We start from the raw sequence: 22,889 nt of genomic DNA, 5'->3' as shown, positions 1-22,889 counted from the left end.
TATGAAATTTAGCAGAAGTATACAAGCTATAGACTCTCATACAGCAGGTGAAGCAACTAGAATAGTTGTAGGTGGAATACCTAACATAAAAGGAAATTCTATGCCTGAGAAAAAAGAATATTTAGAAAAAAATCTAGATTATTTAAGAACTGCTATAATGTTAGAGCCAAGAGGACATAATGATATGTTTGGTTCTGTAATGACTCAACCTTGTTGTCCAGATGCTGACTTTGGAATAATCTTCATGGACGGTGGCGGATACCTTAACATGTGTGGCCATGGTACAATAGGAGCTATGACAGCAGCTATAGAAACAGGTGTAGTTCCAGCAGTAGAGCCTATAACTCATGTAGTTATGGAAGCTCCAGCAGGAATAATAAGAGGAGATGTTACAGTTGTAGATGGAAAAGCTAAAGAAGTATCATTCTTAAACGTACCAGCTTTCTTATATAAAGAAGGTGTTGAAGTTGACTTACCAGGTGTTGGAACAGTTAAATTTGACATATCATTTGGTGGAAGCTTCTTTGCTATAATACATGCAAGTCAATTAGGTTTAAAAATCGAACCTCAAAATGCTGGTAAATTAACTGAGCTAGCTATGAAACTTAGAGATATAATAAACGAAAAAATAGAAATACAACATCCAACTTTAGCTCATATAAAAACTGTAGACTTAGTTGAAATATATGATGAGCCAACTCATCCAGAAGCTACTTACAAAAACGTAGTTATATTTGGTCAAGGTCAAGTTGACAGATCTCCATGTGGAACTGGAACAAGTGCTAAATTAGCTACTTTACATGCTAAAGGTGAATTAAAAGTAGGAGAAAAATTCGTATATGAAAGTATATTAGGAACTTTATTCAAAGGTGAAATAGTTGAAGAAACTAAAGTTGCAGATTTCAATGCTGTAGTACCTAAAATAAGTGGTTCTGCTTATATAACTGGATTTAATCACTTTGTAATAGATGAAGAAGATCCACTTAAACATGGATTTATTCTTAAATAAGTAATAAATAACTTGGGAAATTAAAATAGAATAGTAGCCTCTTATTGGCTACTATTCTATAGCTTTTAGGCTATAAGATTCAGAATATATTAAAAAATAAAAAAATAGGAGGATGGATTATGGTAGCAATCTTAAAGGCATTATACGTAGTATTCGCAGCAATCTTTGCAGTTGTGTTTGGTAAAGACGTAGCTAAAGCAAACAAAGAGGGGAAACTAGAAGAACAAAGTACTCCAAAAGTTGCTGTAACAGGATTTATAACAGATTTCTTTGATACATTAGGAATAGGGTCATTTGCTCCAACAATAGCAATGTCAAAAGCTTTAAAATTAAATATACCAGATAAGAAAATGCCTGGTACATTAAACGTAGCACATACAATTCCAGTTGTAACAGAAGCATTCATATTTACATCAATCATACCAGTTGATGGTGTTACTCTAGTATCTATGGTTGTGGCAGCAGCTGTTGGTTCATATATAGGTGCAGGAATAATAGCTAAAATGGACGAGAGAAAAATACAACTTGTTATGGGTGTGACTCTAGCATTAACAGCAGTATTAATGTTATTAGGTCATCCTTGGGTTAATGTATTACCAGGTGGAGGAAATGAATTAGGTCTTACTGGTGTTAAATTAGTAATAGGTGTAGTAGGTAACTTTATACTAGGTGCTTTAATGACAGCTGGTATAGGTCTATATGCTCCTGGTATGGCAATGGTTTATTTCTTAGGAATGTCTTCAAAAGTTGCATTCCCAATAGTTATGGGTTCTTGTGCATTATTAATGCCAGTTGCAAGTATGAAATTCATAAAAGAAGATGCATATACTAAAAAAGCATCAGTTATAATAGCTATCTGTGGTTTAATAGGAGTTTTCATAGCAGCATATATAGTAAAAACTCTACCAATGGATATATTAAAAGCATTAGTAATAGTTGTTATAGCTTACACTTCTGCTACAATGATAATGGCTGCAAATAAAAATAAAAAGACTGCTTAGTATTTATTAAATATTACAGCTAATAATAAAAATCATAAACTGCTTTAGAATATTGAATTAATATTTTAAGGCAGTTTTTTATTTATTAAATTAATATAATTATATAAAGCAATTAACATGCCAATTATGTAATATATATAATAATTTAGTAAATTAGATGTATAAATTGTTATATTTCTAAAAACTAAAGTATAATTTGAAGTTAAATATTTATATTTTATACTCAATAAACTGACTAAGTATTCATATATTAAAATAGATTAGTAAAAATATTATCATAATAAGTCTAATATAACTTGTATATAATAAAAAGTAAGTTTATAATGACTTGATAGTTGTCTGAGTTATTTGTATAAATTTAAGTTGTTGAATTTACTTGCATATAAGTATTAAAAATGAGTTATATATGACTTAAAAAGCATTAAAAGAGTTTCATAATTAATCTAAAGCTAAAATGGGGAAATTCATCAGTGATGATATATAATCGTATAGAAATTTTATAAGTTTAAAACTGAAAGATTAAATGAAATTTATAACTAAATAAAAATTTTTAAACAGCAATCAAAGATTTGTAATAAAATACATCTCTCACAAATATATTTATTATATAAGCTGATACCAGAAATATAAGAATTAACAATTGTGGAGGGATAAAATATGATAGCTGTTAAAGATGAGAATAACGTAGTAAACTTAAGAGGGGAGTTAGACAATAAGCTAGAATTTAGTCATGAGATATTTGGAGAAAAATTTTATAGCATGAAAATAAAAATAAACAGACTAAGTGATTCTTTTGATATACTTCCAATGACTGTATCAGAAAGACTTCTTCAAGACATTGACCTCGATAAACAAAATTTAGTCAATGTTGTAGGACAATTAAGATCATATAATAAAACATTAAATAATAAAAATAGATTAGTGCTTACTGTGTTTGCCAGAGAAATAAAAAGCATAGACGAGGAAAATAAGGACCCTAATAGCATATTTCTAGATGGATATGTATGTAAGGAGCCTGTGTATAGGAAGACACCTCTAGGAAGGGAAATAACTGATTTATTAGTGGCTATAAATAGACCTTATAACAAATCTGATTATATACCATCTATAGTTTGGGGAAGAAATGCTAAATTTGCAAAGAATCTAAAGGTTGGTGATAGAATACAGCTTTGGGGTAGGGTTCAAAGTAGAGAGTATGAGAAAAAAATAGATGAAAATAATGTGATTAAAAAAATGGCATATGAAGTATCAATATCGAAAATAAAAAAACTGGATGAAAATAACAATGAATAGACTCAAAAAGTATACTGTTTTTTATGAACAAAATACTAATAATTTCGCTATAATAACATATTAAAATGCATAAAGATTGTTTAAAAAAATACTAATGAAATATCTCTTGAATAGTTGCTCGCCATTTATTATAATGTAATCTGTACATAATTTATAATTGAGGAAATGAAGAGGTGAAGCATTGTGAAAAGCATATTATATCAGATAAATAGACAGCCAGTTAAAGCTAAATATACATCTGATGAATTAGAATGTTTTTTGGATACAATTGAGTATAATGTAGGTGATAAAATATTGCTTGTTGGTCATATAGGAAACCTAGGCAAGAGATTAAGAGGTCTTGGTACTTCTGTAACTATACTGGAGAATAGTAACTATGAAGATGTCTGTTACTCTTTAGTATATAATGAAAATTGCAATGTAGTTAAAGGTAAGTTAGAGTTTTTACCATTTGATGATAATCATTTCAACAAGATAATAATAGTAGACCAATTTAATGTTATTACAGATTGTGAAAAAGCTTCATCCGAAATACAAAGAGTTTTAAAGGGCAATGGAGAGGTTATATTAGAGGATTTAAATTTAAAAAATTTAAAAGTTAAGTTAAACTATCTTAAACATAAGTTTTGTGGTTCTGTTGCAAAGATTCACTATCCACATGAAGTATTCAATATATTTTCAAGATTAAACTTTGACGGTATGATTAAAGAGTCAAATAAATTAAAATATATTTATGTGGGAAAAAGAAGATAAATGAGTTAAAATATAAATATGGATATAATATAAAAGACTAGGTTAAGCCTAGTCTTTTGTTATAAGGAGATGTTTAGATGGAAATAAATTATGAGTTGATAATAATTGTTATGCTCTTTGTAGTCCTAATGTCAATCCAATTTACTTTAAATAAGATATACTTAATTCTTAAAGAAATAAGACAAATACTTATGTTAAGAAAAAACAAGGAATGATGATTATGATAGGTCTAGAATATATAAAAACTGATATTCAAAACATAGCTGAGGCTATAGTATCAGTACTCAATATAGATGTAACTATAGTAAATAAGGAGTTATTTAGGATTGCAGGAACAGGAGTATATGTAGATAAAATAGGTGAGAAAGTAGATAAGTATACGGCTTTTAAAAAATCACTTACAGAACAGATTACAATACTGATTGATGACCCAAAGAGTAGTGATATATGTAAGGAATGTTATAAAAATGATGCTTGTGTAGAGTTTGCAGAGGTGTGTTGCCCTATTATATGTGATGGTGATTCTCATGGTGTTATAGGTCTTATAGCCTTTACAAAAGAGCAGGCACAGATTATAGAAAATAATAAAAGTGGTCTTATAAACTTTTTAGGCAAGATGGCAGATTTAATATCTAGCAAATTAAAAGCTCAAATTAAAACATATGAACTGGAATTAGAAAAGAAAAAATTAGAAACTTTATTAAACAATATGGACAAGGCAGTTGTATCTATTGATGTAGATGGTAAAATTGATAAATATAACTCAAAATTTAAAGAGCTTTTTAATCTAAAAGATAATATAACTGGCAAAAACATATTTGCTGAATTAGACTTTATACAGAAGCCTTCTATAAATAACTTTAAGAAAGATAAATCATGTAGCTTTTTTTATAAGAGATATGGATATGATTCAAAGGGAATATATAACATCAATAAAATAGTATTAAAAAATGAATTAAAAGGATACGTTATTGACTTTATAGATAAAAGAGACGCTATAAAAAACTACAATAAGATTAATAAAGATTATAAGATAAAACTGGAAAATATAATTGGAGAAAGTACAGCTATAAGAAATTCTAAAAAAGAAGCACTGATGGCTTCTAAATCAACTTCAACAGTACTTATTACTGGTGAAAGTGGAACGGGTAAAGAGCTCTTTGCAAGAGCCATACACAATCATAGTAATAGGGTTGATAATCCTTTTATAGCTGTAAACTGTGCAGCGATACCAGATAATTTATTGGAGAGTGAACTATTTGGATATGAAGAGGGAGCTTTTACTGGAGCTAAAAAAGGTGGAAAGCTTGGAATGTTTGAAGTAGCTCATAAAGGAAGTATCTTTTTAGATGAGATAGGAGATATGAGTTTGCATTTACAGTCAAAGCTATTGAGAGTATTACAAGAAAAAGAGCTCAATAAGATTGGAAGTAAATCAAATGTTTTAATTGATGTAAGAATTATTGCTGCAACAAATAAAGATTTAGAAAAAATGGTTCAAAATGGGACATTTAGAGAAGATTTATATTATAGATTAAATGTTATACCTATAAAATTACCAAGTTTAAGAGAAAGAAAAGATGATATACCACTTATAATTAAGCATATGGTTAAAGAGTATTCAAAAAAACTAGCTAAAAATGTTATTGATATAGACAGTAGGGTTGTTGATACCTTGATTGAATATAAGTGGCCAGGCAATATAAGAGAGTTACAGAATATCATTGAATATAGTGTGAACATGTCTTCATCTCCAATAATTACAATGAATGTGATTCCTCAAAAAATAAAAAATACATCTGTAGAAGAATTAGAAGTTAAAAGTGATAAAGTAATTCCACTTGATGAACTTGAGAAAATTGAGATAATAAAAGCTTTAGATAAATACAAAGATTATAAAAAAGATAAAGAATTAACAGCTAAAGCACTTGGAATATCAAGAGCTACATTATATAGAAAAATTGAAAAATACAATATAATCTCATAGTAATATAAGAAGGTAATAAAAAGTTGTATAAAACGTAAATACAAATAAAAATATTAATTGTTTGAATTTTTTTTAATTTATAACTTTTAAGAATAGCATAATTTTTATTATGATTATTTTGAATATATATATTTAGATAGTATATTTGAACCGTCTCAAAATGATATGAAATCTCATTTTGAGATTTTTTTTTGTCTTTTTGCGAAATTGTCGCTATTTTAGCAATTGAAAAAAATATAAAATCTCTATATAAATAAAAAAAATATATACATAGAATTAGCCATACCAATGATTGTAGCATATCAAAAATAAAAAAATAAAAAAAATAAAGAATATGGCATGTATATTGCTATAAATATAGATAAGAAATTATTTAATAGAATTATTTGAGTACTAAATCTAAACTTAATTGGGAGGTTTATATAAAATGAGAGATATAAGAAAAGAATTAGTGGAAATGTTAAAGGCAGAAGTTAAGCCAGCAGTAGGATGTACTGAGCCAGTAGCTTTAGCACTAGCATGTGCAAAGGCAAAAGAGTTATTAGGAGAAGAAGTCGTTGAAAATCGTATGTTAGTTAGTCCTAGTATCTATAAAAATGGTATGTGCGTAGGTATACCAGGTACTGAAAGATTAGGATTAAAAATAGCAGCAGCTCTAGGTATAGTAGGTGGACATTCTGAAAACGGATTAAGTGTGTTAGAGACCTTAACAAAGGAAGAAGTTAAAATAGCTGAAGATTATATAGATAATAATCCTTTATCAATAGCACCTGCAGATACAAAAGAGAAAGTGTTTATAGAGGTTGTATTAAAAGGAGCAAATCATACTTCTAAGGTTAGAATAAGAACTAAACATGACAACTTCACATACTTTGAGAAAGATGGAGAAGTATTACTAGATAATGAACCAAAAGTATCAGCTTCAAATGCTTCAGCAGAAAAAGCTGAAAGCTTAATGGATACTGTAACTATACAAGAGTTAGTAAAAAATATAGAAGATATGGATTTTAAAGATATAGAGTTTTTACTAGATGGAGTAAAAATGAATGAAGAAATGGCTGAGTATGGATTAAAGCAAAAAACTGGTATAGGTGTTGGATATGGAATTAAAAAATCTATGGAAGAAGGTCTTTTAGGTAATGATGTTATAAACTATGCAATGATGTTAACTGCTGGAGCTTCAGATGCTAGAATGGCAGGAATAAAAATGCCTGTTATGAGTTCAAATGGAAGTGGTAACCACGGCTTAACAGCAATTCTTCCAATAGTTGCTTACAATAAAAAATTCCCACAATCTGATGAAAGACTAGCAAAAGCTTTAGCTATATCACATTTAGTAACTGGTTATATCAAAAACTATACAGGAAGATTATCTGCTGTATGTGGATGTGGAGTTGCTGCATCTACTGGAGCAACTGCTGGTATCTCTTGGCTTATGAATGGTACTGAAAAGCAAATAGAGGGAGCTATAGAAAATATGATAGCTGATTTAAGTGGAATGATATGTGATGGAGCAAAAGCTGGTTGTGCATTGAAATTATCATCTGCTGCATCTGCTGCTGTACAAAGTGCTATAATAGCTAAGCAGGATTGTTTTGTACCACCACTAAATGGTATAGTTGGTTCAAGTGTTGAGCAAAGTATACAAAACTTAGGTAGAGTAAGTGATAAAGGTATGTCTATAACAGATGAGATAATCCTAAATGTAATGAATGATATGAATAAAGTTGATTAGTATTTTAAAATATTTTTATATTATAAATACAATAAAAATAGCATAAATAAATTTGGTTAGTACCCCTAATAAAATGTGATTATGTATAAATGGAAAAAACTTGTTATTGCAAGTTTTTTCTTTTTTTGTCTAAAATATATAGTATGTAATTTAGTATTAATATATCGACTACTTAAAATATAAGATACATTGTTAATAATTGTTGAATGTACTTAAAAACTCAATAATATTGGCTAATATTGAATAAGAGTATTGAAAAAATGAGCAATCTCTTATAAAATTAAGAAGGATTATTACAATTGGAGGTCTTTTTATGGATATAGAAACAAAAAAATGGGAAGTGTTGTATTCAGAAGAAAAAATTAAAGATAAATTAAAAGAATTAGGAGCAGTTATAGAAAAAGACTATAAAGATAAAAATCTTATGGTAGTTTCTCTATTAAAAGGTAGTTTTATATTTTGTGCGGACTTAGTTAGAAATATAAATTTACCTCTTAGAGTTAATTTTATGACTACATCTAGTTATGGAAATAGTGAAGAAAGTACTGGAAGGGTTAAAGTAGTTGCGGATGTTACTACTGATATAGCAGGATATGATGTATTAGTTGTAGATGATATTACTGATTCTGCATTAACTATGGATTTTGTATTAAAGCATTTAAAAGCTAAAAACCCATCTAGTTTAAAATGTTGTGTTCTTTTGGACAAACCAAGTAGAAGAAAAGTAGATTTAGTACCAGATTATTGTGGATTTGAAATAGAAGATAAATTTGTAGTTGGATATGGATTTGATTTTGGTGATTACTATAGAAATGTTCCTTATATATTCAATGTTACTGATGAAGATAGATAAGCAATTATATAATTTTGTGGATGCCTTAATATGATTTTTATTAATCGTGTTGGGGCTTTTTTCATTTAAAAAGCAATTTAAAGTAGGATTAATTTAACTTTATACAGATTAACTGGTTTTATTTTTATAATATAATAAAAAAAATTTAAATAATTGATAGGAAATGAGATTTTTAATTGTATTAGTAATTGTAAAGGCTTTTACAAAGGAGGTATTAAATTGGAGGATAAACTTATAATCAAAAATATAAAAAAGCAAAAAGAAAAAGGTATGGAAATGCTTATTGATGAGTATGGGAATTTTATAACATCTATAGTCAGAAGAACACTTGCTAATGCTAGAATTTATGAAGAAGAATGTATAGATGATGTACTTTTATCAATATGGAATAACATAGAAAAATTTGATATTGAAAAAAATTCATTTAAAAATTGGATAGGTTCTATCTCTAAATATAGAGCAATCAATTATAGGAAAAAGTACACAAACAATAATATGCATTTAGAATTGGAAGATAAAGAAATACTCTATATAGATAAAAAATTGGATAAAAAAGAAATTGAAGAAGAAGTAAATGACCTTATAAGTACATTAAGTGATAAAGATGCAGAACTCTTTAGAAAGTATTATTTAGAAGATATTTCTCTAAAAGACATAGCTATACAAAATGAAACTACTGTTGAAAATCTACATAATAGACTTTCAAGAGGTAGAAAAAAGATGAAAATTCATTTAAATAAGAAGAAAGCTTAAATATAAAATGAATAATAGCAAGTATTTGAATATAAAAAATATAGAGGAAAAGGAGATTTTTTATGAAAGATAAATTTGATTTATTTAATGAGACAAATATAGATATAGAAGAATATGATGACATTGTATTAAGTAGTGAAGAGAAATCTAAGATGAAAAAGAGAATGAAATCTAAGATTCAATATAATAAGAAGAATAATAATTTTAAGAGGTATGCTCTAGTAGGGGGATTATCAGTAGTTATTTTAGGTACATCTGCATTTACTAATGAAACTACTCTAGCATATATGCAACATATAGGAAAACAAATAGAATATTTCTTTAATAAGGATACTGAAGAACTCAAACCTTATAAAAACATTGTAGATAGTGTTGCTACAGATAAAGGAATCAGTATAAAGTTAAATGAGATTATGCTTGGAGATGGAGAACTATTCCTCAACATAAGTGTTGATGATAGTAAGCTTGATAAAGATGCTTTGGGGTTAAAGAAACAAAATGGATTCTTAGGAATTGATGATATTAAAATTAAAGTTGGAGATATGAACTTTGTTTCAATAACAGGTGCTTCTACATCAGAAAAAAATAAAGATGGCACTACTAATATGGTTATGACATGTAAGCTTGATAATCTAGATAAAGATGGAGATGGAAAAAGTGATGTAGAAAATTTTGATTTATTAAAAAATATAGATTTAAATAAAGACTATGATATAAAGATAAGTATAAATAAAGTCGAGTATGAGTTAAATAAGAGTATAAAGACATCAAAAGAGATAGAGATAGGAAATATGGGAGGAGTAGAAGGTGAGCACTTAAATGGATATCTTAGTGGAAATTGGTCATTTAATACGAATATAAATGGTTCAAATATAGTTAAAGATACAAGAATTTATAATGTAGATAAGAATGTAAGATTAAAAAATAAAGATATTGATGTTGATTTAGTGTTGAAAGAAGTAAGAGTTTCTCCTACAAAGATTAGGATAATATATGGATTTAAAACTAATAAATATAATTTTGATAAGGATGATAATGCACCAAAAATATTAGAGTTTGAACTTAAAGATGGAAGAGGAAAAAAATTAGAATTTGTTGGCGGTGCAGGAGGCTATGACTTAGGTTATCCTAAAGGTAAATATGTTGAATCTTATTTAGAATATGAAATTAGAAAAAATGTTAAGAAAATAAGTGTTACTCCAATAATAGAAGACTGGGGTAAAAATAATAATAATGTAACAACCTTTAACAATCAAAGTATAGATATTGATATAAGTAAATAGATATATTCTCACATAAAAAATTGTCGATTCATATAATTAATTAGAGCAATACTCAATATTTATAGAGTGTTGCTCTAATTTTAAAATAGGGAGGATTTATTATATGAGTAATTATAAGGACAATTCAGGTCCAAGTTTGTATCAAGATATAGGCCCAACAGGTCCAACAGGGCCAACAGGTCCTAAAGGAACGACTGGAGCAACAGGGGCCAATGGAATAACAGGGCCAACAGGAAATACAGGAGCAACTGGAGCCAATGGAATAACAGGCCCAACAGGAAATACAGGAGCAACTGGAGCTAATGGAGCTACAGGGATAACAGGCCCAACAGGAAATATCGGAGCAACAGGAGCAAACGGAATAACAGGCCCAACAGGAAATACAGGAGCAACTGGAGCTAATGGAATAACAGGGCCAACAGGAAACAAAGGAGCCACAGGAGTAAATGGAATAACAGGTTCTACAGGTCCAACCGGAGTAACAGGAAATACAGGAGCAAATGGGATAACAGGTCCAACAGGAAATGCTGGAGCAACAGGAGCAACGGGCCCAACCGGAGCAACAGGAAATACAGGAGCAACAGGAGCCAATGGAATAACAGGTCCAACAGGAAATGCTGGAGCAACAGGAGCCAATGGAGTAACTGGAGAAACAGGAGCAACAGGAAATACAGGGGCAACAGGTCCAACAGGAAGTACAGGAGCAACGGGATTAAATGGAGTAACAGGTTCTACTGGTCCAATAGGAGCAACAGGTCCAACAGGAGCAGATGGGGAAGTAGGTCCAACCGGAGCAGTAGGAGCAACAGGTCTAGATGGAGCAATAGGCCCAACAGGAGCAGTAGGAGCAACAGGCCCAACCGGAGCCAATGGAGCAGTAGGGGCAACTGGAGTGACAGGAGCAACAGGGGCAGATGGAGCAATAGGTCCAACTGGAGCAACAGGGGCAACCGGAGCCAATGGAGCAATAGGTCCAACCGGAGCAGTAGGAGCAACAGGCCCGACAGGAGCAGATGGAGTAGTAGGTCCAACTGGGGCAACTGGAGCAACCGGAGCCAATGGAGCAGCAGGTCCAACAGGAGCAGTAGGAGCAACAGGAGCTAATGGAGCAGCAGGTGCAATAGGTCCAACAGGTCCAACAGGAGCTAATGGAGCAGCTGGTGCCACAGGAGCAACAGGAGCAACAGGGGCCAATGGAGCAGCAGGTCCAACAGGAAACACAGGAGCAACAGGAGCAGCAGGAACAGCAGGAGCAATAGGCCCAACAGGCCCAACAGGGGCCAATGGAGTGGCAGGAGCAACAGGAGCAACAGGAGCAACAGGGGCCAATGGAGCAACAGGTCCAACAGGAAACACAGGGGCAACTGGAGCATTAGCATCAAATAATGCACAATTTACAGTAACTTCTCCAAGCTTAGTGAATAATTCATTGGTGACATTTAATTCATCATTTATAAATGGAACTAATATAACTTTACCAACAAGTAGTACTATAAATCTTGCAGTTGGAGGAGTGTATAATGTATCTTTTGGTATACGTGCTACGCTTTCACTTGCAGGGTTTATGGCAATTACAACTAACTTTAATGGAACAGCTCAAAATAACTTTGTAGCAAAAGCAGTAAATACACTTACCTCATCAGATGTAAGTGTAAGTTTAAGTTTTTTAGTTGACGCTAGAGCAGCAGCAATAACTTTAAGTTTTACCTTTGGCTCAGGAACAACAGGTACTTCTCCATCTGGTTATGTATCAGTGTATAGAATACAATAATTTATATGAGAAATAAAAAACTATAAGATAGTAAAAGATATTATTATATATCAATAAGTGAAATAATAGATAAGAAAATATTTATATGCAAAAGAAATAGATAGAAGTTATAAACTTTAGAAATATGTTAAAATCTCAATCTATTAAGTATTCAAATTTTAAAATATGGATATTTAAATAGATTGAGATTTATTATGTATAAAAAGCTATCCTAATATATCTGACATTTTATAAAGTCCAGATTGTTTACCAACTAAGAATTTAGCTGCGATTATAGAACCGTTTGCAAATACCTCATCAGATTGAGAATGATGACTTAATGTAAGAACTTCATTATCTCCTGCAAATATAACGTCATGGTCGCTGATTATATTACCACCTCTTATAGAGTGTATTCCAATTTCGTTTGCTTTTCTTTTACAATCTCTACCATATCTTCCATGTGTGTTTATACTTTCTGGTAATACTTCTTTAATTGCATTTGCTATCATAGTAGCAGTTCCACTAGGAGCATCTTCTTTTCTATTGTGATGTTTTTCTATGATTTCAATATCAAAGCCATCTAGCATTTTTGATGCATCTTTAACTAATTTGATTAAGATATTCACTCCAAGAGATGTATTTGATGACAATAATACAGGAATACTTTTTGATGCTTCTTCTATTCTGTTTAAATCACTCTCATCATAGCCAGTAGTGGCTAATACCACAGGTGTATTATTTTTTAGTGCATATGATAATATTGGCTCTAAAGTTGCATGATGTGAAAAATCTATTATGACATCAGTTTTTTCAGTTACATCAGTCATTGTTTTATAAAGTTTTGTATCACCATGACAACCTTTTTCATCAGCAGACCTAGCTACACCACACACTAGTTGTAATTCACTATCCTTTTTTACACATTCTGCTAATACTCTTCCCATTGTTCCATTATAACCGCTAATTATAACTTTCAACATAAATTCCTCCTATGAAATTAATAAAAATTTGTTGTATTACTATAAGTTTATTTTATCACTAATATAATCTATATAAAATAATATTAGTGATAATAGGGTTACAATTTACTGGATATTTAAAAAAGTGTACTCAAATTTAATATATATTAAATATAAGTTCATATTTCATAAAAGGCATTTAAAAATTAATATTGATATATTAAAAATACTAAAGATATATATAGGTGAAAATTTAGAGTATTAACTTTAAATTCAACATTTAGGGCATTAAAAGTGATATTATTAAATTAGAAATATCTTAACTTAATACACGAATATGGGAGTGATAGATATGTTAAAAGAAGAAAAAACTTATCAAGAGAAAGAAGCGAAAACATTTAATGGAGTAGTGGCTTTGATAATGATTATCTTGTTTTTAATAGTTTCAATAAGCATCATGGTTTTTGGAATAATAAAACTTGATAATGGTTTTGCTGGGATAGGCTCACTTATGCTAATTTTAGGGCTTGTATTTATACTGGTAGACTTTATCCTATGTTTTGGTCTAAAAATGATTAATCCTAAAGAAGCTATAGTTCTAGTTTTGTTTGGTAACTATTATGGAACTATAAAAAAAGAGGGATATTATTGGGTAAATCCATTTTGTTCAGCAATAAATCCAACATCATCGAGAATTAATGTATCAAAATCTTCTTCTGATGAAAAAGTAGATATATCATCTAATCCAAGAGGGAAAAAAGTATCTTTAAAAACGATGACTCTTAATAATGAAAAACAGAAAGTTAATGATTTACTAGGGAATCCAATTATAATAGGAGTTGTTGTAATTTGGAAAGTTATAGATGCAACTAAGGCTGTGTTTAATGTGGATAATTATAATACATTTTTATCTATTCAATGTGATTCAACTATTCGTAATGTTTCAAGACTTTATCCATACGATGTGTCTGAAGATGGAGATGAGAAATCTCTTCGTGGTAGCAGTCAGGAAATAGCAGATAAATTAAAAGACGAATTACAATCAAGAGTTGATATTGCAGGAATTGAAGTGTGTGAAGTGAGAATTACTCACCTTTCCTATGCACCAGAGATTGCAGCAGCGATGTTACAACGTCAACAGGCAGAGGCTATAATAGCAGCACGTAAAAAGATTGTTGAGGGGGCTGTGAGTATGGTAGAAATGGCACTAACTAATTTAAGTGAAAATAATGTTGTAACTTTAGATGAAGAACGTAAAGCAGCTATGGTAAGTAATCTATTGGTGGTTCTTTGTGGTAATAAAGATGCACAACCAGTAGTAAATAGTGGTTCGATGTATTAATCTAAGGTAAAGTTAAGATAGTTTAAAATGCTGAATAAGAATGAATAAAATACAATAAAAATAAGTAATCAGATTTAGTAAAATAAATAAACATAGTGGAAATAAGCAGTCGGATTTGATAAGGATAAACAAGAATAAAAATAAGAAACTATATTGAATAAATTAAATATTATAAAAAGAGGGTGTCTCTAATGAATTAAATTCATGTTGAGACACCCCTTTGCTTATACATTACTTATTTAATTAGTCTAAATTTCTAAGGTCATCCATAAGTTTAGTCTTGTCAGCCGTTTTTTCATCTTTCATTTTTATAACTTTAGCAGGAGAACCAGCAACAACAGCACCAGCTTCTACGTCAGTAGTTACAATAGCACCAGCTGCAACAACAGCACCTTTACCGATTCTAACACCTTCAAGAATAACTGCATTAGCTCCTATTAAAACATCATCTTCAACTATAACAGGAGTAGCAGAAGGTGGTTCTAAAACACCAGCAACAACAGCTCCAGCACCTAGATGAACATTTTTACCAAGAGTACCTCTAGCTCCAATAACAGCATTCATATCTACCATAGAACCTTCACCAATAACAGCTCCTATATTTATAACAGCTCCCATCATGACAACAGCATTTTTTTCTATAGTAACCATGTCTCTTATTATTGCACCTGGCTCAATTCTTGCATGTTCACTTAAAGTATTTTTTAGAGGAATAGCAGAATTTCTTCTATCGTATTCTACATGAGTATCTATTATATCTTTACCATGTTTATCTAATACTTCCATTATATCTTCATAGTCACCTATAAATATATAAGAACCATTGCATCCAAATACTTTAAATTTATCAGTTGATTGGAAATGTAAAGAGTTAGTATTTACATATACCTTAACAGGTGTTTTCTTTTTAACTTCTTTTATATATCTTGCTATTTCATAAGCATCGTTTAAATTTACCATTTGTTAATTCTCCTTGTATTTCATTATATTTCTTTTATTATATACTTATTTATCAATTTTAGTATATACTTACTTTTCATTATTTACATTTTATTTTACAGATTTTTTATTATATAAGCATAGTATCAAATAAATTTATCTATTGTATATATTTGAGTTATACTGTGTATTCTCATTATATTATTGTTATTATCCTAACATGCTGTCCATATTATAAAATCCTGGTTTTTGTTTAACTAAATATTTAGCAGCAGCTATAGAACCACTTGCAAAGATACCACGAGATTGTGCTTGATGGCTTATTGTAAGTACTTCATTATCTCCAGCAAATAGAGCATCATGTTCACCAACAATGTTTCCACCTCTTACAGCATGAATACCAACTTCGTTTGGTTGTCTTTTCGCACTACGACCATATCTACCATAATTATTTTCAACGTTTGGTAAAACATCTTTTATAGCGTTAGCAATCATAACAGCTGTGCCACTTGGGGCATCTACTTTTCTGTTGTGATGTTTTTCTATTATTTCTATATCAAATCCTTCTAATAATTTAGCTGCATCTTTAACCAATTTTACTAATACATTTACACCAAGAGACATATTATATGATTGGAATACAGGAATAACTTTAGCCGCTTCATGTATTTTGTTCATTTCTTCATCATTATATCCAGTAGTAGCGATTACTAAAGGTGTCTTAGTTTTTAAAACATAAGATAAGATATTATCTAAATTAGAGTGATGAGAAAAATCTATAACTACGTCAACTTTTTCAACTATAGTGCTCATATCTTCATAGATTTTAAGGTCACCTTCACAGCTATCCATACCTCTAGCTGCAACACAAACTAATTCTAATTCACTATCTTCTCTTATAGTATCGGCTAAAATCTTACCCATTTTTCCATCATAACCAGTTGCTATAACTTTTAACATAATTTCCTCCTATGATTAAGGGCTAACTTTTGACCAAACTTATTTTTTACCATGCATCAATTTTTACTATGCATTAACTTTTAGTCCAAAGTTAACTAATTCTTTCTTTAATACTTCTAAATTTGCTGGGTCCATTTCTGCTAGAGGTAATCTTAAATCTCCAACATTGAATCCTAATAAATTCATTGCAGTCTTAACTGGTATAGGATTTACTTCTATAAATAAAGCTGCGATTAGAGCATCCATACCAAGTTGTAATTTTCTAGAACCTTCTATATCGCCTTCAAAGAATTTGGCTACTAAATCGTGAGTTTCTTGAGGGCAAACATTAGCAAGTACTGATATAACTCCTTGACCTCCTAAAGACAATAAAGGAAGTATAGTATCATCGTTACCAGAGTAGATAGCAAAGTCATCTGGTACTAAGCTAGCTATTTCTGCAACCTGTCCTAGGTCTCCACTAGCTTCTTTTACAGCAACTATATTATCTATTTTAGCAAGTTCAACTATAAGGCTAGGGCTTATATTTACACAAGTTCTTCCAGGGACATTGTAAAGTATAATTGGAAGTTTGACACTGTTAGCTATTGTTTCAAAATGACGTTTAAGTCCAGACTTATTAGCTTTATTGTAATAAGGAGTTATGATTAATAGAGCATCTACTCCTAATTTTTCAGCTTCTTGGCTTAGATTAACTGAGTGCATAGTATCATTAGAACCACTTCCAGCTATAACAGGAACTCTTTTATTAACTTTTTCTACAACATACTTAATAGTAGCAAGTTGTTCTTCATCAGTCATAGTATTAGCTTCACCAGTAGTACCACAAGATACTATAGCATCAGTACCATTAGCTATTTGGTATTCAACCAATTCGCCTAATTTGTCAAAATCAACTTTGTTATCCTTTGTAAATGGTGTAACTAGAGCAACAGCAGAACCTTTAAATATCATATAAAATCAATCCCCTCTTTTTTATTTTTGTGTTTTATATTACAGTTACTTCTAATGCTTGTTTTTGTGTTATTATTAATATTTTACAAAATTATATATTTATACAATTTTGCATATTATACTAAATCGTATGATAAAGCCATTTCAGCTATTTGAATTGCATTAGTTGCAGCACCTTTTCTTATATTATCAGCAACAACCCAAAGATTTACACCATTATCAACACTAAAGTCTCTTCTTATTCTTCCAACAAATACTTCATCTCTATTGTCAAATTCTACAGCAGTTGGATATTCATTCTTAGCAGGATTATCAACTACTACAACACCTGGAGCTTCTTCAAGTGTTTTTACCAAATCTTCTAACTCAAATGGATTGTTAAATTCAACATTTATAGATTCACTGTGACCATTTCTTACTGGAACCCTTACAGTAGTTGCAGTTATTTTTAAGTCATAGTTATCAAGTATTTTCATAGTTTCATTTACCATTTTCATTTCTTCCTTAGTATATCCATTTTCAGTAAATGAATCTATATGAGGAAGACAATTGTAAGAGATTTGATGAGGGTAGAATCCAGTAGGATTACCATTCATTCCTTGCTCTAAATCCTCAACTCCTTTAACACCAGAACCAGATACAGCTTGGTAAGTAGAGTATACTACTCTCTTAATTTTGTACTTATCATCAAGTGCTTTAAGAGGAACCATAGCTTGTATAGTAGAGCAGTTAGGATTAGCTATTATGCCTTTGTGTTCTTTTATTGCCTCTGGATTTACCTCAGGAACTACTAAAGGTACATCTGGGTCCATTCTCCAGTGACTAGAGTTATCTACTACTAAGATTCCATTTGATGCTGCTATTGGAGCATACTTTTCACTAATACTTCCTCCAGCAGAGAATAATGCTATTTGTATACCTCTATCAGTAAATGAAGTTTCCTTCAATTCTTCTACTATATATTCTTTACCACCAAATACTACTTTAGAACCAGCTGATTTAGAAGATGAGAATAAAAATAGATTTTCTATTGGAAAATTTCTTTCTTCTAATACTTTTAAAAATGTTCTACCTACCATTCCAGTAGCACCAACTATCGCTACATTTACTTTTTTCATATAAATTCACCCCAATTTTAAATTATTAAAACATTATTTTATTTGATTTTAGTTATACAAGTAAGATATGTTAATATTTTTATATATCCAAAAACTTTAATATTATATTAACAACTTTAATTATATACAAAAAACGTACAAAGGTATACTTTGTACGTCTAATTTATCACTCAAAGTAAACCCTGTAGCTCATCACTCATAATATAAGTGACAGTATTACACATGTTATGTGTAATCCCAGAAAATATAATTGCAAGAAATATTTTCTTCGGCTGTAAATCCTTTTTCCAATCATTAACGCCTGCCAGCTACTATTGGATACTCTTAGTTACAGCTACCTCTACCCTAGGTTAATAGGATATTAAAATTTGATTATTCTAATAATAATACATATTTAAGAAAAAATCAACTTATTTATATAAATATTGCTAAAATTTAAATCCAAAATTTGTCATTTCTTGTTTTAATACATTTAGATTAGTTTCTTCCATTTCAGCTAGAGGAAGTCTTAAATCTCCAACATTAAAACCTAAAATATTCATGGCAGTTTTAACTGGCACTGGATTTACTTCTATAAATAAGGCAGCAATTAAAGCATCCATATCAAGTTGTAATTTTTTTGAGCCTTCAATATCACCTTCAAAGAATTTAGTTACTAAATCATGTGTTTCTTTAGGACATATGTTAGCAAGTACAGAGATAACACCACTTCCACCTAATGATAATAGTGGTAAGATAGTATCATCGTTACCGGAGTATATAGCAAAGTCTTTAGGTACTAATTTAGCTATTTCTGCAACTTGAGCTAAATCTCCACTAGCTTCTTTTACAGCAACTATATTATCTATCTTAGCAAGTTCAGCCACAACAGATGGCTTTATATTTACTTTAGTTCTTCCAGGTACATTATATAAAATAATTGGTAACTTAACGCTATTTGCTATTGTTTCAAAGTGAAGTTTAAGACCTTTTTCATTAGTCTTATTATAGTAAGGAGTTATTATTAAAAGACCATCCACTCCTAATTTTTCAGCTTCTTGACTCATATGAACAGACAACATAGTATTGTTTGAACCAGTACCTGCTATAACAGGTATTCTTTTGTTAACTTTTTCAACTGTATATTTTATTACAGCAAAAATTTCAGATTCACTCATAGTAGTTGCCTCACCTGTTGTTCCACAAACAACTAGTGCATCTGTGTCATTCTCAATGTGGTATTCGATTAATTCACCTAATTTTTCAAAGTTGACATTATTATCCTCTGTAAATGGGGTAACTAAAGCAACAGCAGAACCTTTAAATAACATATAATCAAATCTCCTTTTTTATCTAAATTTAATTTTTTAAGTACAATAATAATTATAGTACAAATTAATTAATTTTAATAGGTATAGTTAATATCTTAACTGTTTAAATAAGATATTTATATTATATTAATATTACAAAAATTTGAAATAAATGTTTTATTCTCAAAATATGCATATTAATTTAATAAAATATACCAAAATGGAAATAAAAAATAAATTTTATGCGAATTTAATAACTAATAATTAATATATTTAGGTTATAATAAATATGTGCGTAAAATCTAATAATAAGTAATAATACGGAAAATTTAGGAGGAATAATATGGATACTTTAAAGGAACTTTTTAAAATAGGAAGTGGGCCTTCAAGTTCTCATACTATGGGGCCACAAAGAGCAGCAGAAAGATTTAAAAATGAAAACCCAGATGCAGAAAGTTTTAGAGCAATATTATATGGTAGTTTGGCAGCTACAGGAAAAGGTCACTTAACTGACTATATAATTGAAAAAACTATAGCACCTAAAAAAGTTGAAATTGTTTGGGAAGAAGATATTATAAAAGATTTTCACCCAAATGGAATGAAGTTTGAAGCTTTAGATAAAGAAGGAAATGTAACAGCTGAATGGACTGTATACTCTGTAGGTGGAGGAACTATAGCAGAAGAAGGTCAGAGAAATAGCAAAAGTAACAGTATATATCACCTAGATACTATGGATGAAATAGTAAAATGGTGTAAGGAAAATAATAAGACTTTAGTAGATTTTGTGTTGGAATGTGAACCAAAAGACATAAAAGATTATATAACAACTATAAAAGATGCTATGAGAAAATCTATTGATGATGGACTAAGCACAGATGAGATAATACCAGGTAAACTATTATTAAAAAGAAGAGCAAGTACATTTTATAATGCATACCAAAAAGATAAGAATTTCTCAACGCTTGTATACGCATATGCACTGGCAGCGTCAGAGCAAAATGCTTCTGGTAATATAATAGTTACAGCACCAACTTGTGGTTCTGCTGGTGTAATTCCAGGAATATTCTTTGCAATGCAAGATTTTTATAAGTATGATGACGAAAAAATAATCGAAGCTCTACTTGTAGCTGGGATAATAGGAAATATAATAAAGACTAATGCATCAATATCTGGAGCAGAGGTAGGGTGTCAAGGTGAGGTTGGTGCAGCTTGTTCTATGGCAGCAGCGGCAGTAGCATACTTAAAAGGTGGTACTATAGACCACATTGAATATGCTGCAGAAATAGCACTTGAACATCATCTAGGAATGACTTGTGACCCTGTATATGGATACGTTCAAATTCCATGTATAGAAAGAAATGCAATGGCAGCTCAAAGAGCTTACGATGCAGCTAATTATGCATTATTAACTGATGGCTCACATTCTGTCTCCTTAGACCAAGTTGTTGAAACAATGAAAGAAACTGGTATAGACATGATGGATAAGTATAAAGAAACTGCTAAGGGTGGACTTGCTAAACATTTCTTCTCTTGCTAAAAAATAAAATTTTTAACTAATAATTCCCCTGTTTTGATTTATGAAACAGGGGAATTATTATTAATGGTGAATTATTTAATAATGCAAAATATTTTTATATTAAATTTAATTTTTTACTTTTAATTAGTATAGTTTGTTATATAATATTTTAATTATGAGAGATATAGAAATATTTTTTAATAAATTAGAATTTGGAGGAGATTACATGAGAGAGGCATCATATTTACAAGAGCAACTTTATAAACATAGAAAGGCATTAAACCCAATCGCAGAAATTGGAAGAAAAGAATATAAGACTTCAAAGTACATAAGAGATTATCTTGACAAATTGGGAATTAAATATGAAGTTTATTTAGAAACAGGTATAGTAGGTATAATAGAAGGTAAAAGACCTAAAAAAGATATAGCTTTTAGAGCTGATATAGATGGGCTTCATAGCGAAGAGGGTGTAAAACATTTATGTGGTCATGATGGACATGCTACTATATTACTTGGGTTAATTGAGTATTTAAATGACAATAAAGAAGAGCTAAATGATAATATAGTATTCATATTCCAACCAGCAGAAGAAGGGCCAGGGGGAGCAAAAGCTTTAATAAATGAAGGTGTGCTTAGAAAATATAATGTTGATGAAATATATGGGCTTCATATATATCCAGAGTTACCTGAAGGTTATGTTGGTACAAGAGAAGGATACTTTATGGCTCAAATAGGAGATATTGATATAGAAATAGTGTCTAAAAGTGGGCACGGTGCTATGCCACAAAATGGGATTGATGGGATAGTAATAGCTTCAAACTTTATAAGTTCACTTCAAACTATAGTATCAAGAAATATAAGCCCAATAGACAATGCAGTGTTGACTATTGGTAGAATTGAAGGTGGGGCTAGAAGAAATATAATAGCTGAGAACATAAAGATGGAAGGTACTATGAGATGTTTCAGCCCAGAAGTGTATGAGAAAATGAAACTTAGAGTTAGAGAACTTGCTAGAGGGTTTGAAGTAGCTTATAACTGTAAGGTTAATATAAATATCATAGACGATTATATTGCTGTTAAAAATGACAAGGATTTATATCAAGAATTTGTATCAGCTGTTGGAAATGATACTGTTGTGGAATTGGAGCCACTTATGATATCAGAAGATTTTTCTTACTATCAAAAAGAAGTTCCAGGTTTATTTTTTATGTTAGGTTCAAAAAATGAGGAAAAAGGATTTGTAAATGGTCTTCATAATATAAACTTTAATTTTGATGAAAAGATATGTGTAAATGCACTGAATGTTTATGCAAAATTATTGAAATATAAAGAAGCTATAAATTAAGAAGTAATTTATAAATATTAAAAAGTAGAGATACTTAAATTTAAAAA

20 protein-coding genes and 1 riboswitch are annotated in these 22,889 nt (G+C 30.1%); of the genes, 14 read left to right on the top strand and 6 right to left on the bottom strand.

Annotation, left to right across the window (positions count from 1 at the left end):
• Position 1: 1 nt before the first annotated feature.
• The 11 genes from ACTG44_RS18065 to ACTG44_RS18015 all read left to right on the top strand — a co-directional run bounded on the left by ACTG44_RS18065 (position 2) and on the right by ACTG44_RS18015 (position 12,438).
• A complete protein-coding gene (locus ACTG44_RS18065) occupies positions 2 to 1,009 on the top strand; it encodes a proline racemase (protein ID WP_021386243.1) in 1,008 nt (335 codons plus the stop codon).
• A 119-nt stretch (positions 1,010 to 1,128) separates the two neighbouring features.
• Positions 1,129 to 2,010 (top strand): TSUP family transporter, encoded by an 882-nt coding sequence (locus ACTG44_RS18060; protein WP_479917600.1) that lies wholly within the window; start codon positions 1,129 to 1,131, stop codon positions 2,008 to 2,010.
• Between the two features lie 657 nt (positions 2,011 to 2,667).
• Positions 2,668 to 3,303, top strand: coding sequence for a single-stranded DNA-binding protein (locus tag ACTG44_RS18055; RefSeq protein ID WP_479917599.1), 636 nt, complete (start codon positions 2,668 to 2,670; stop codon positions 3,301 to 3,303).
• A gap of 183 nt (positions 3,304 to 3,486) precedes the next feature.
• Positions 3,487 to 4,056: a class I SAM-dependent methyltransferase gene (locus ACTG44_RS18050; RefSeq protein ID WP_021386272.1), complete on the top strand. Its 570-nt coding sequence runs from the start codon at positions 3,487 to 3,489 to the stop codon at positions 4,054 to 4,056.
• 77 nt (positions 4,057 to 4,133) lie between these two features.
• On the top strand, positions 4,134 to 4,271 hold the full coding sequence (locus tag ACTG44_RS18045) for a hypothetical protein (protein WP_021386277.1): 138 nt from the start codon (positions 4,134 to 4,136) through the stop codon (positions 4,269 to 4,271).
• The gene (locus ACTG44_RS18040) at positions 4,268 to 6,043 is read left to right on the top strand and encodes a sigma-54 interaction domain-containing protein (protein ID WP_479920988.1); all 1,776 of its coding nucleotides are present in this window, start codon (positions 4,268 to 4,270) and stop codon (positions 6,041 to 6,043) included. The genes ACTG44_RS18045 and ACTG44_RS18040 overlap by 4 nt, the downstream gene beginning before the upstream one ends.
• Positions 6,044 to 6,470: 427 nt before the next feature.
• On the top strand, positions 6,471 to 7,778 hold the full coding sequence (locus ACTG44_RS18035; protein WP_479917597.1) for an L-cysteine desulfidase family protein: 1,308 nt from the start codon (positions 6,471 to 6,473) through the stop codon (positions 7,776 to 7,778).
• A gap of 313 nt (positions 7,779 to 8,091) precedes the next feature.
• Positions 8,092 to 8,631: a hypoxanthine phosphoribosyltransferase gene (gene hpt / locus ACTG44_RS18030; RefSeq protein WP_021386183.1), complete on the top strand. Its 540-nt coding sequence runs from the start codon at positions 8,092 to 8,094 to the stop codon at positions 8,629 to 8,631.
• Positions 8,632 to 8,850: 219 nt separating this feature from the next.
• Entirely contained in the window at positions 8,851 to 9,384 is a 534-nt protein-coding gene (locus ACTG44_RS18025) for a sigma-70 family RNA polymerase sigma factor (RefSeq protein ID WP_021386260.1), read from the top strand.
• 62 nt (positions 9,385 to 9,446) lie between these two features.
• Positions 9,447 to 10,667 carry a DUF4179 domain-containing protein gene (locus ACTG44_RS18020; RefSeq protein WP_479917596.1) on the top strand — a complete coding sequence of 407 codons (1,221 nt, stop codon included), beginning with the start codon at positions 9,447 to 9,449 and terminating at the stop codon, positions 10,665 to 10,667.
• Between the two features lie 103 nt (positions 10,668 to 10,770).
• Positions 10,771 to 12,438: an exosporium protein gene (locus tag ACTG44_RS18015; protein WP_479920987.1), complete on the top strand. Its 1,668-nt coding sequence runs from the start codon at positions 10,771 to 10,773 to the stop codon at positions 12,436 to 12,438.
• A 206-nt stretch (positions 12,439 to 12,644) separates the two neighbouring features.
• Here the strand turns inward: ACTG44_RS18015 and dapB (ACTG44_RS18010) are convergent, their stop codons facing one another.
• Positions 12,645 to 13,400 (bottom strand): 4-hydroxy-tetrahydrodipicolinate reductase, encoded by a 756-nt coding sequence (gene dapB / locus ACTG44_RS18010; RefSeq protein ID WP_479917594.1) that lies wholly within the window; start codon positions 13,398 to 13,400, stop codon positions 12,645 to 12,647.
• Positions 13,401 to 13,731: 331 nt separating this feature from the next.
• Between dapB (ACTG44_RS18010) and ACTG44_RS18005 the strand changes: the two genes are divergently transcribed.
• Positions 13,732 to 14,721 carry an SPFH domain-containing protein gene (locus ACTG44_RS18005; protein ID WP_479917593.1) on the top strand — a complete coding sequence of 330 codons (990 nt, stop codon included), beginning with the start codon at positions 13,732 to 13,734 and terminating at the stop codon, positions 14,719 to 14,721.
• Positions 14,722 to 14,964: 243 nt separating this feature from the next.
• On the opposite strand, the gene dapD is transcribed toward ACTG44_RS18005, so the two are convergent.
• From dapD to dapA (ACTG44_RS17980), 5 genes are all read right to left on the bottom strand, one after another.
• Complete coding sequence (gene dapD / locus ACTG44_RS18000) at positions 14,965 to 15,681, bottom strand: 2,3,4,5-tetrahydropyridine-2,6-dicarboxylate N-acetyltransferase (RefSeq protein ID WP_021386275.1); 717 nt, start codon at positions 15,679 to 15,681, stop codon at positions 14,965 to 14,967.
• A 189-nt stretch (positions 15,682 to 15,870) separates the two neighbouring features.
• Complete coding sequence (dapB, locus tag ACTG44_RS17995) at positions 15,871 to 16,620, bottom strand: 4-hydroxy-tetrahydrodipicolinate reductase (RefSeq protein ID WP_479917592.1); 750 nt, start codon at positions 16,618 to 16,620, stop codon at positions 15,871 to 15,873.
• Positions 16,621 to 16,686: 66 nt separating this feature from the next.
• Positions 16,687 to 17,574 carry a 4-hydroxy-tetrahydrodipicolinate synthase gene (dapA, locus tag ACTG44_RS17990; protein WP_254478790.1) on the bottom strand — a complete coding sequence of 296 codons (888 nt, stop codon included), beginning with the start codon at positions 17,572 to 17,574 and terminating at the stop codon, positions 16,687 to 16,689.
• A gap of 116 nt (positions 17,575 to 17,690) precedes the next feature.
• The gene (locus ACTG44_RS17985) at positions 17,691 to 18,692 is read right to left on the bottom strand and encodes an aspartate-semialdehyde dehydrogenase (RefSeq protein WP_021386242.1); all 1,002 of its coding nucleotides are present in this window, start codon (positions 18,690 to 18,692) and stop codon (positions 17,691 to 17,693) included.
• Positions 18,693 to 18,869: 177 nt separating this feature from the next.
• Positions 18,870 to 19,043, bottom strand: a riboswitch (Lysine riboswitch).
• A gap of 77 nt (positions 19,044 to 19,120) precedes the next feature.
• Positions 19,121 to 20,002, bottom strand: coding sequence for a 4-hydroxy-tetrahydrodipicolinate synthase (dapA, locus tag ACTG44_RS17980; RefSeq protein WP_479919506.1), 882 nt, complete (start codon positions 20,000 to 20,002; stop codon positions 19,121 to 19,123).
• Positions 20,003 to 20,324: 322 nt separating this feature from the next.
• Here dapA (ACTG44_RS17980) and ACTG44_RS17975 point away from each other — a divergent pair, with 322 nt between their 5' ends.
• Complete coding sequence (locus ACTG44_RS17975; protein ID WP_021386175.1) at positions 20,325 to 21,518, top strand: L-serine ammonia-lyase; 1,194 nt, start codon at positions 20,325 to 20,327, stop codon at positions 21,516 to 21,518.
• Positions 21,519 to 21,723: 205 nt separating this feature from the next.
• Complete coding sequence (locus ACTG44_RS17970) at positions 21,724 to 22,842, top strand: N-acetyldiaminopimelate deacetylase (RefSeq protein ID WP_479918806.1); 1,119 nt, start codon at positions 21,724 to 21,726, stop codon at positions 22,840 to 22,842.
• The last annotated feature ends 47 nt before the right edge of the window (positions 22,843 to 22,889 follow it).

It is taken from the genome of Clostridioides sp. LIBA-2809 (genome assembly GCF_056688965.1).
Note: the sequence above shows the minus strand (reverse complement) of the source record. Positions and strands in the feature narration are given on the sequence as shown.

Coding starts and splice junctions, on each gene's coding strand:
- ACTG44_RS18065 (WP_021386243.1), top strand. CDS start 2: ATGAAATTTAGCAGAAGTATACAAGCTATAGACTCTCATACAGCAGGT.
- ACTG44_RS18060 (WP_479917600.1), top strand. CDS start 1,129: ATGGTAGCAATCTTAAAGGCATTATACGTAGTATTCGCAGCAATCTTT.
- ACTG44_RS18055 (WP_479917599.1), top strand. CDS start 2,668: ATGATAGCTGTTAAAGATGAGAATAACGTAGTAAACTTAAGAGGGGAG.
- ACTG44_RS18045 (WP_021386277.1), top strand. CDS start 4,134: ATGGAAATAAATTATGAGTTGATAATAATTGTTATGCTCTTTGTAGTC.
- ACTG44_RS18040 (WP_479920988.1), top strand. CDS start 4,268: ATGATGATTATGATAGGTCTAGAATATATAAAAACTGATATTCAAAAC.
- ACTG44_RS18035 (WP_479917597.1), top strand. CDS start 6,471: ATGAGAGATATAAGAAAAGAATTAGTGGAAATGTTAAAGGCAGAAGTT.
- hpt (WP_021386183.1), top strand. CDS start 8,092: ATGGATATAGAAACAAAAAAATGGGAAGTGTTGTATTCAGAAGAAAAA.
- ACTG44_RS18020 (WP_479917596.1), top strand. CDS start 9,447: ATGAAAGATAAATTTGATTTATTTAATGAGACAAATATAGATATAGAA.
- ACTG44_RS18015 (WP_479920987.1), top strand. CDS start 10,771: ATGAGTAATTATAAGGACAATTCAGGTCCAAGTTTGTATCAAGATATA.
- dapB (WP_479917594.1), bottom strand. CDS start 13,400: ATGTTGAAAGTTATAATTAGCGGTTATAATGGAACAATGGGAAGAGTA.
- ACTG44_RS18005 (WP_479917593.1), top strand. CDS start 13,732: ATGTTAAAAGAAGAAAAAACTTATCAAGAGAAAGAAGCGAAAACATTT.
- dapD (WP_021386275.1), bottom strand. CDS start 15,681: ATGGTAAATTTAAACGATGCTTATGAAATAGCAAGATATATAAAAGAA.
- dapB (WP_479917592.1), bottom strand. CDS start 16,620: ATGTTAAAAGTTATAGCAACTGGTTATGATGGAAAAATGGGTAAGATT.
- dapA (WP_254478790.1), bottom strand. CDS start 17,574: ATGATATTTAAAGGTTCTGCTGTTGCTCTAGTTACACCATTTACAAAG.
- ACTG44_RS17985 (WP_021386242.1), bottom strand. CDS start 18,692: ATGAAAAAAGTAAATGTAGCGATAGTTGGTGCTACTGGAATGGTAGGT.
- dapA (WP_479919506.1), bottom strand. CDS start 20,002: ATGTTATTTAAAGGTTCTGCTGTTGCTTTAGTTACCCCATTTACAGAG.
- ACTG44_RS17975 (WP_021386175.1), top strand. CDS start 20,325: ATGGATACTTTAAAGGAACTTTTTAAAATAGGAAGTGGGCCTTCAAGT.
- ACTG44_RS17970 (WP_479918806.1), top strand. CDS start 21,724: ATGAGAGAGGCATCATATTTACAAGAGCAACTTTATAAACATAGAAAG.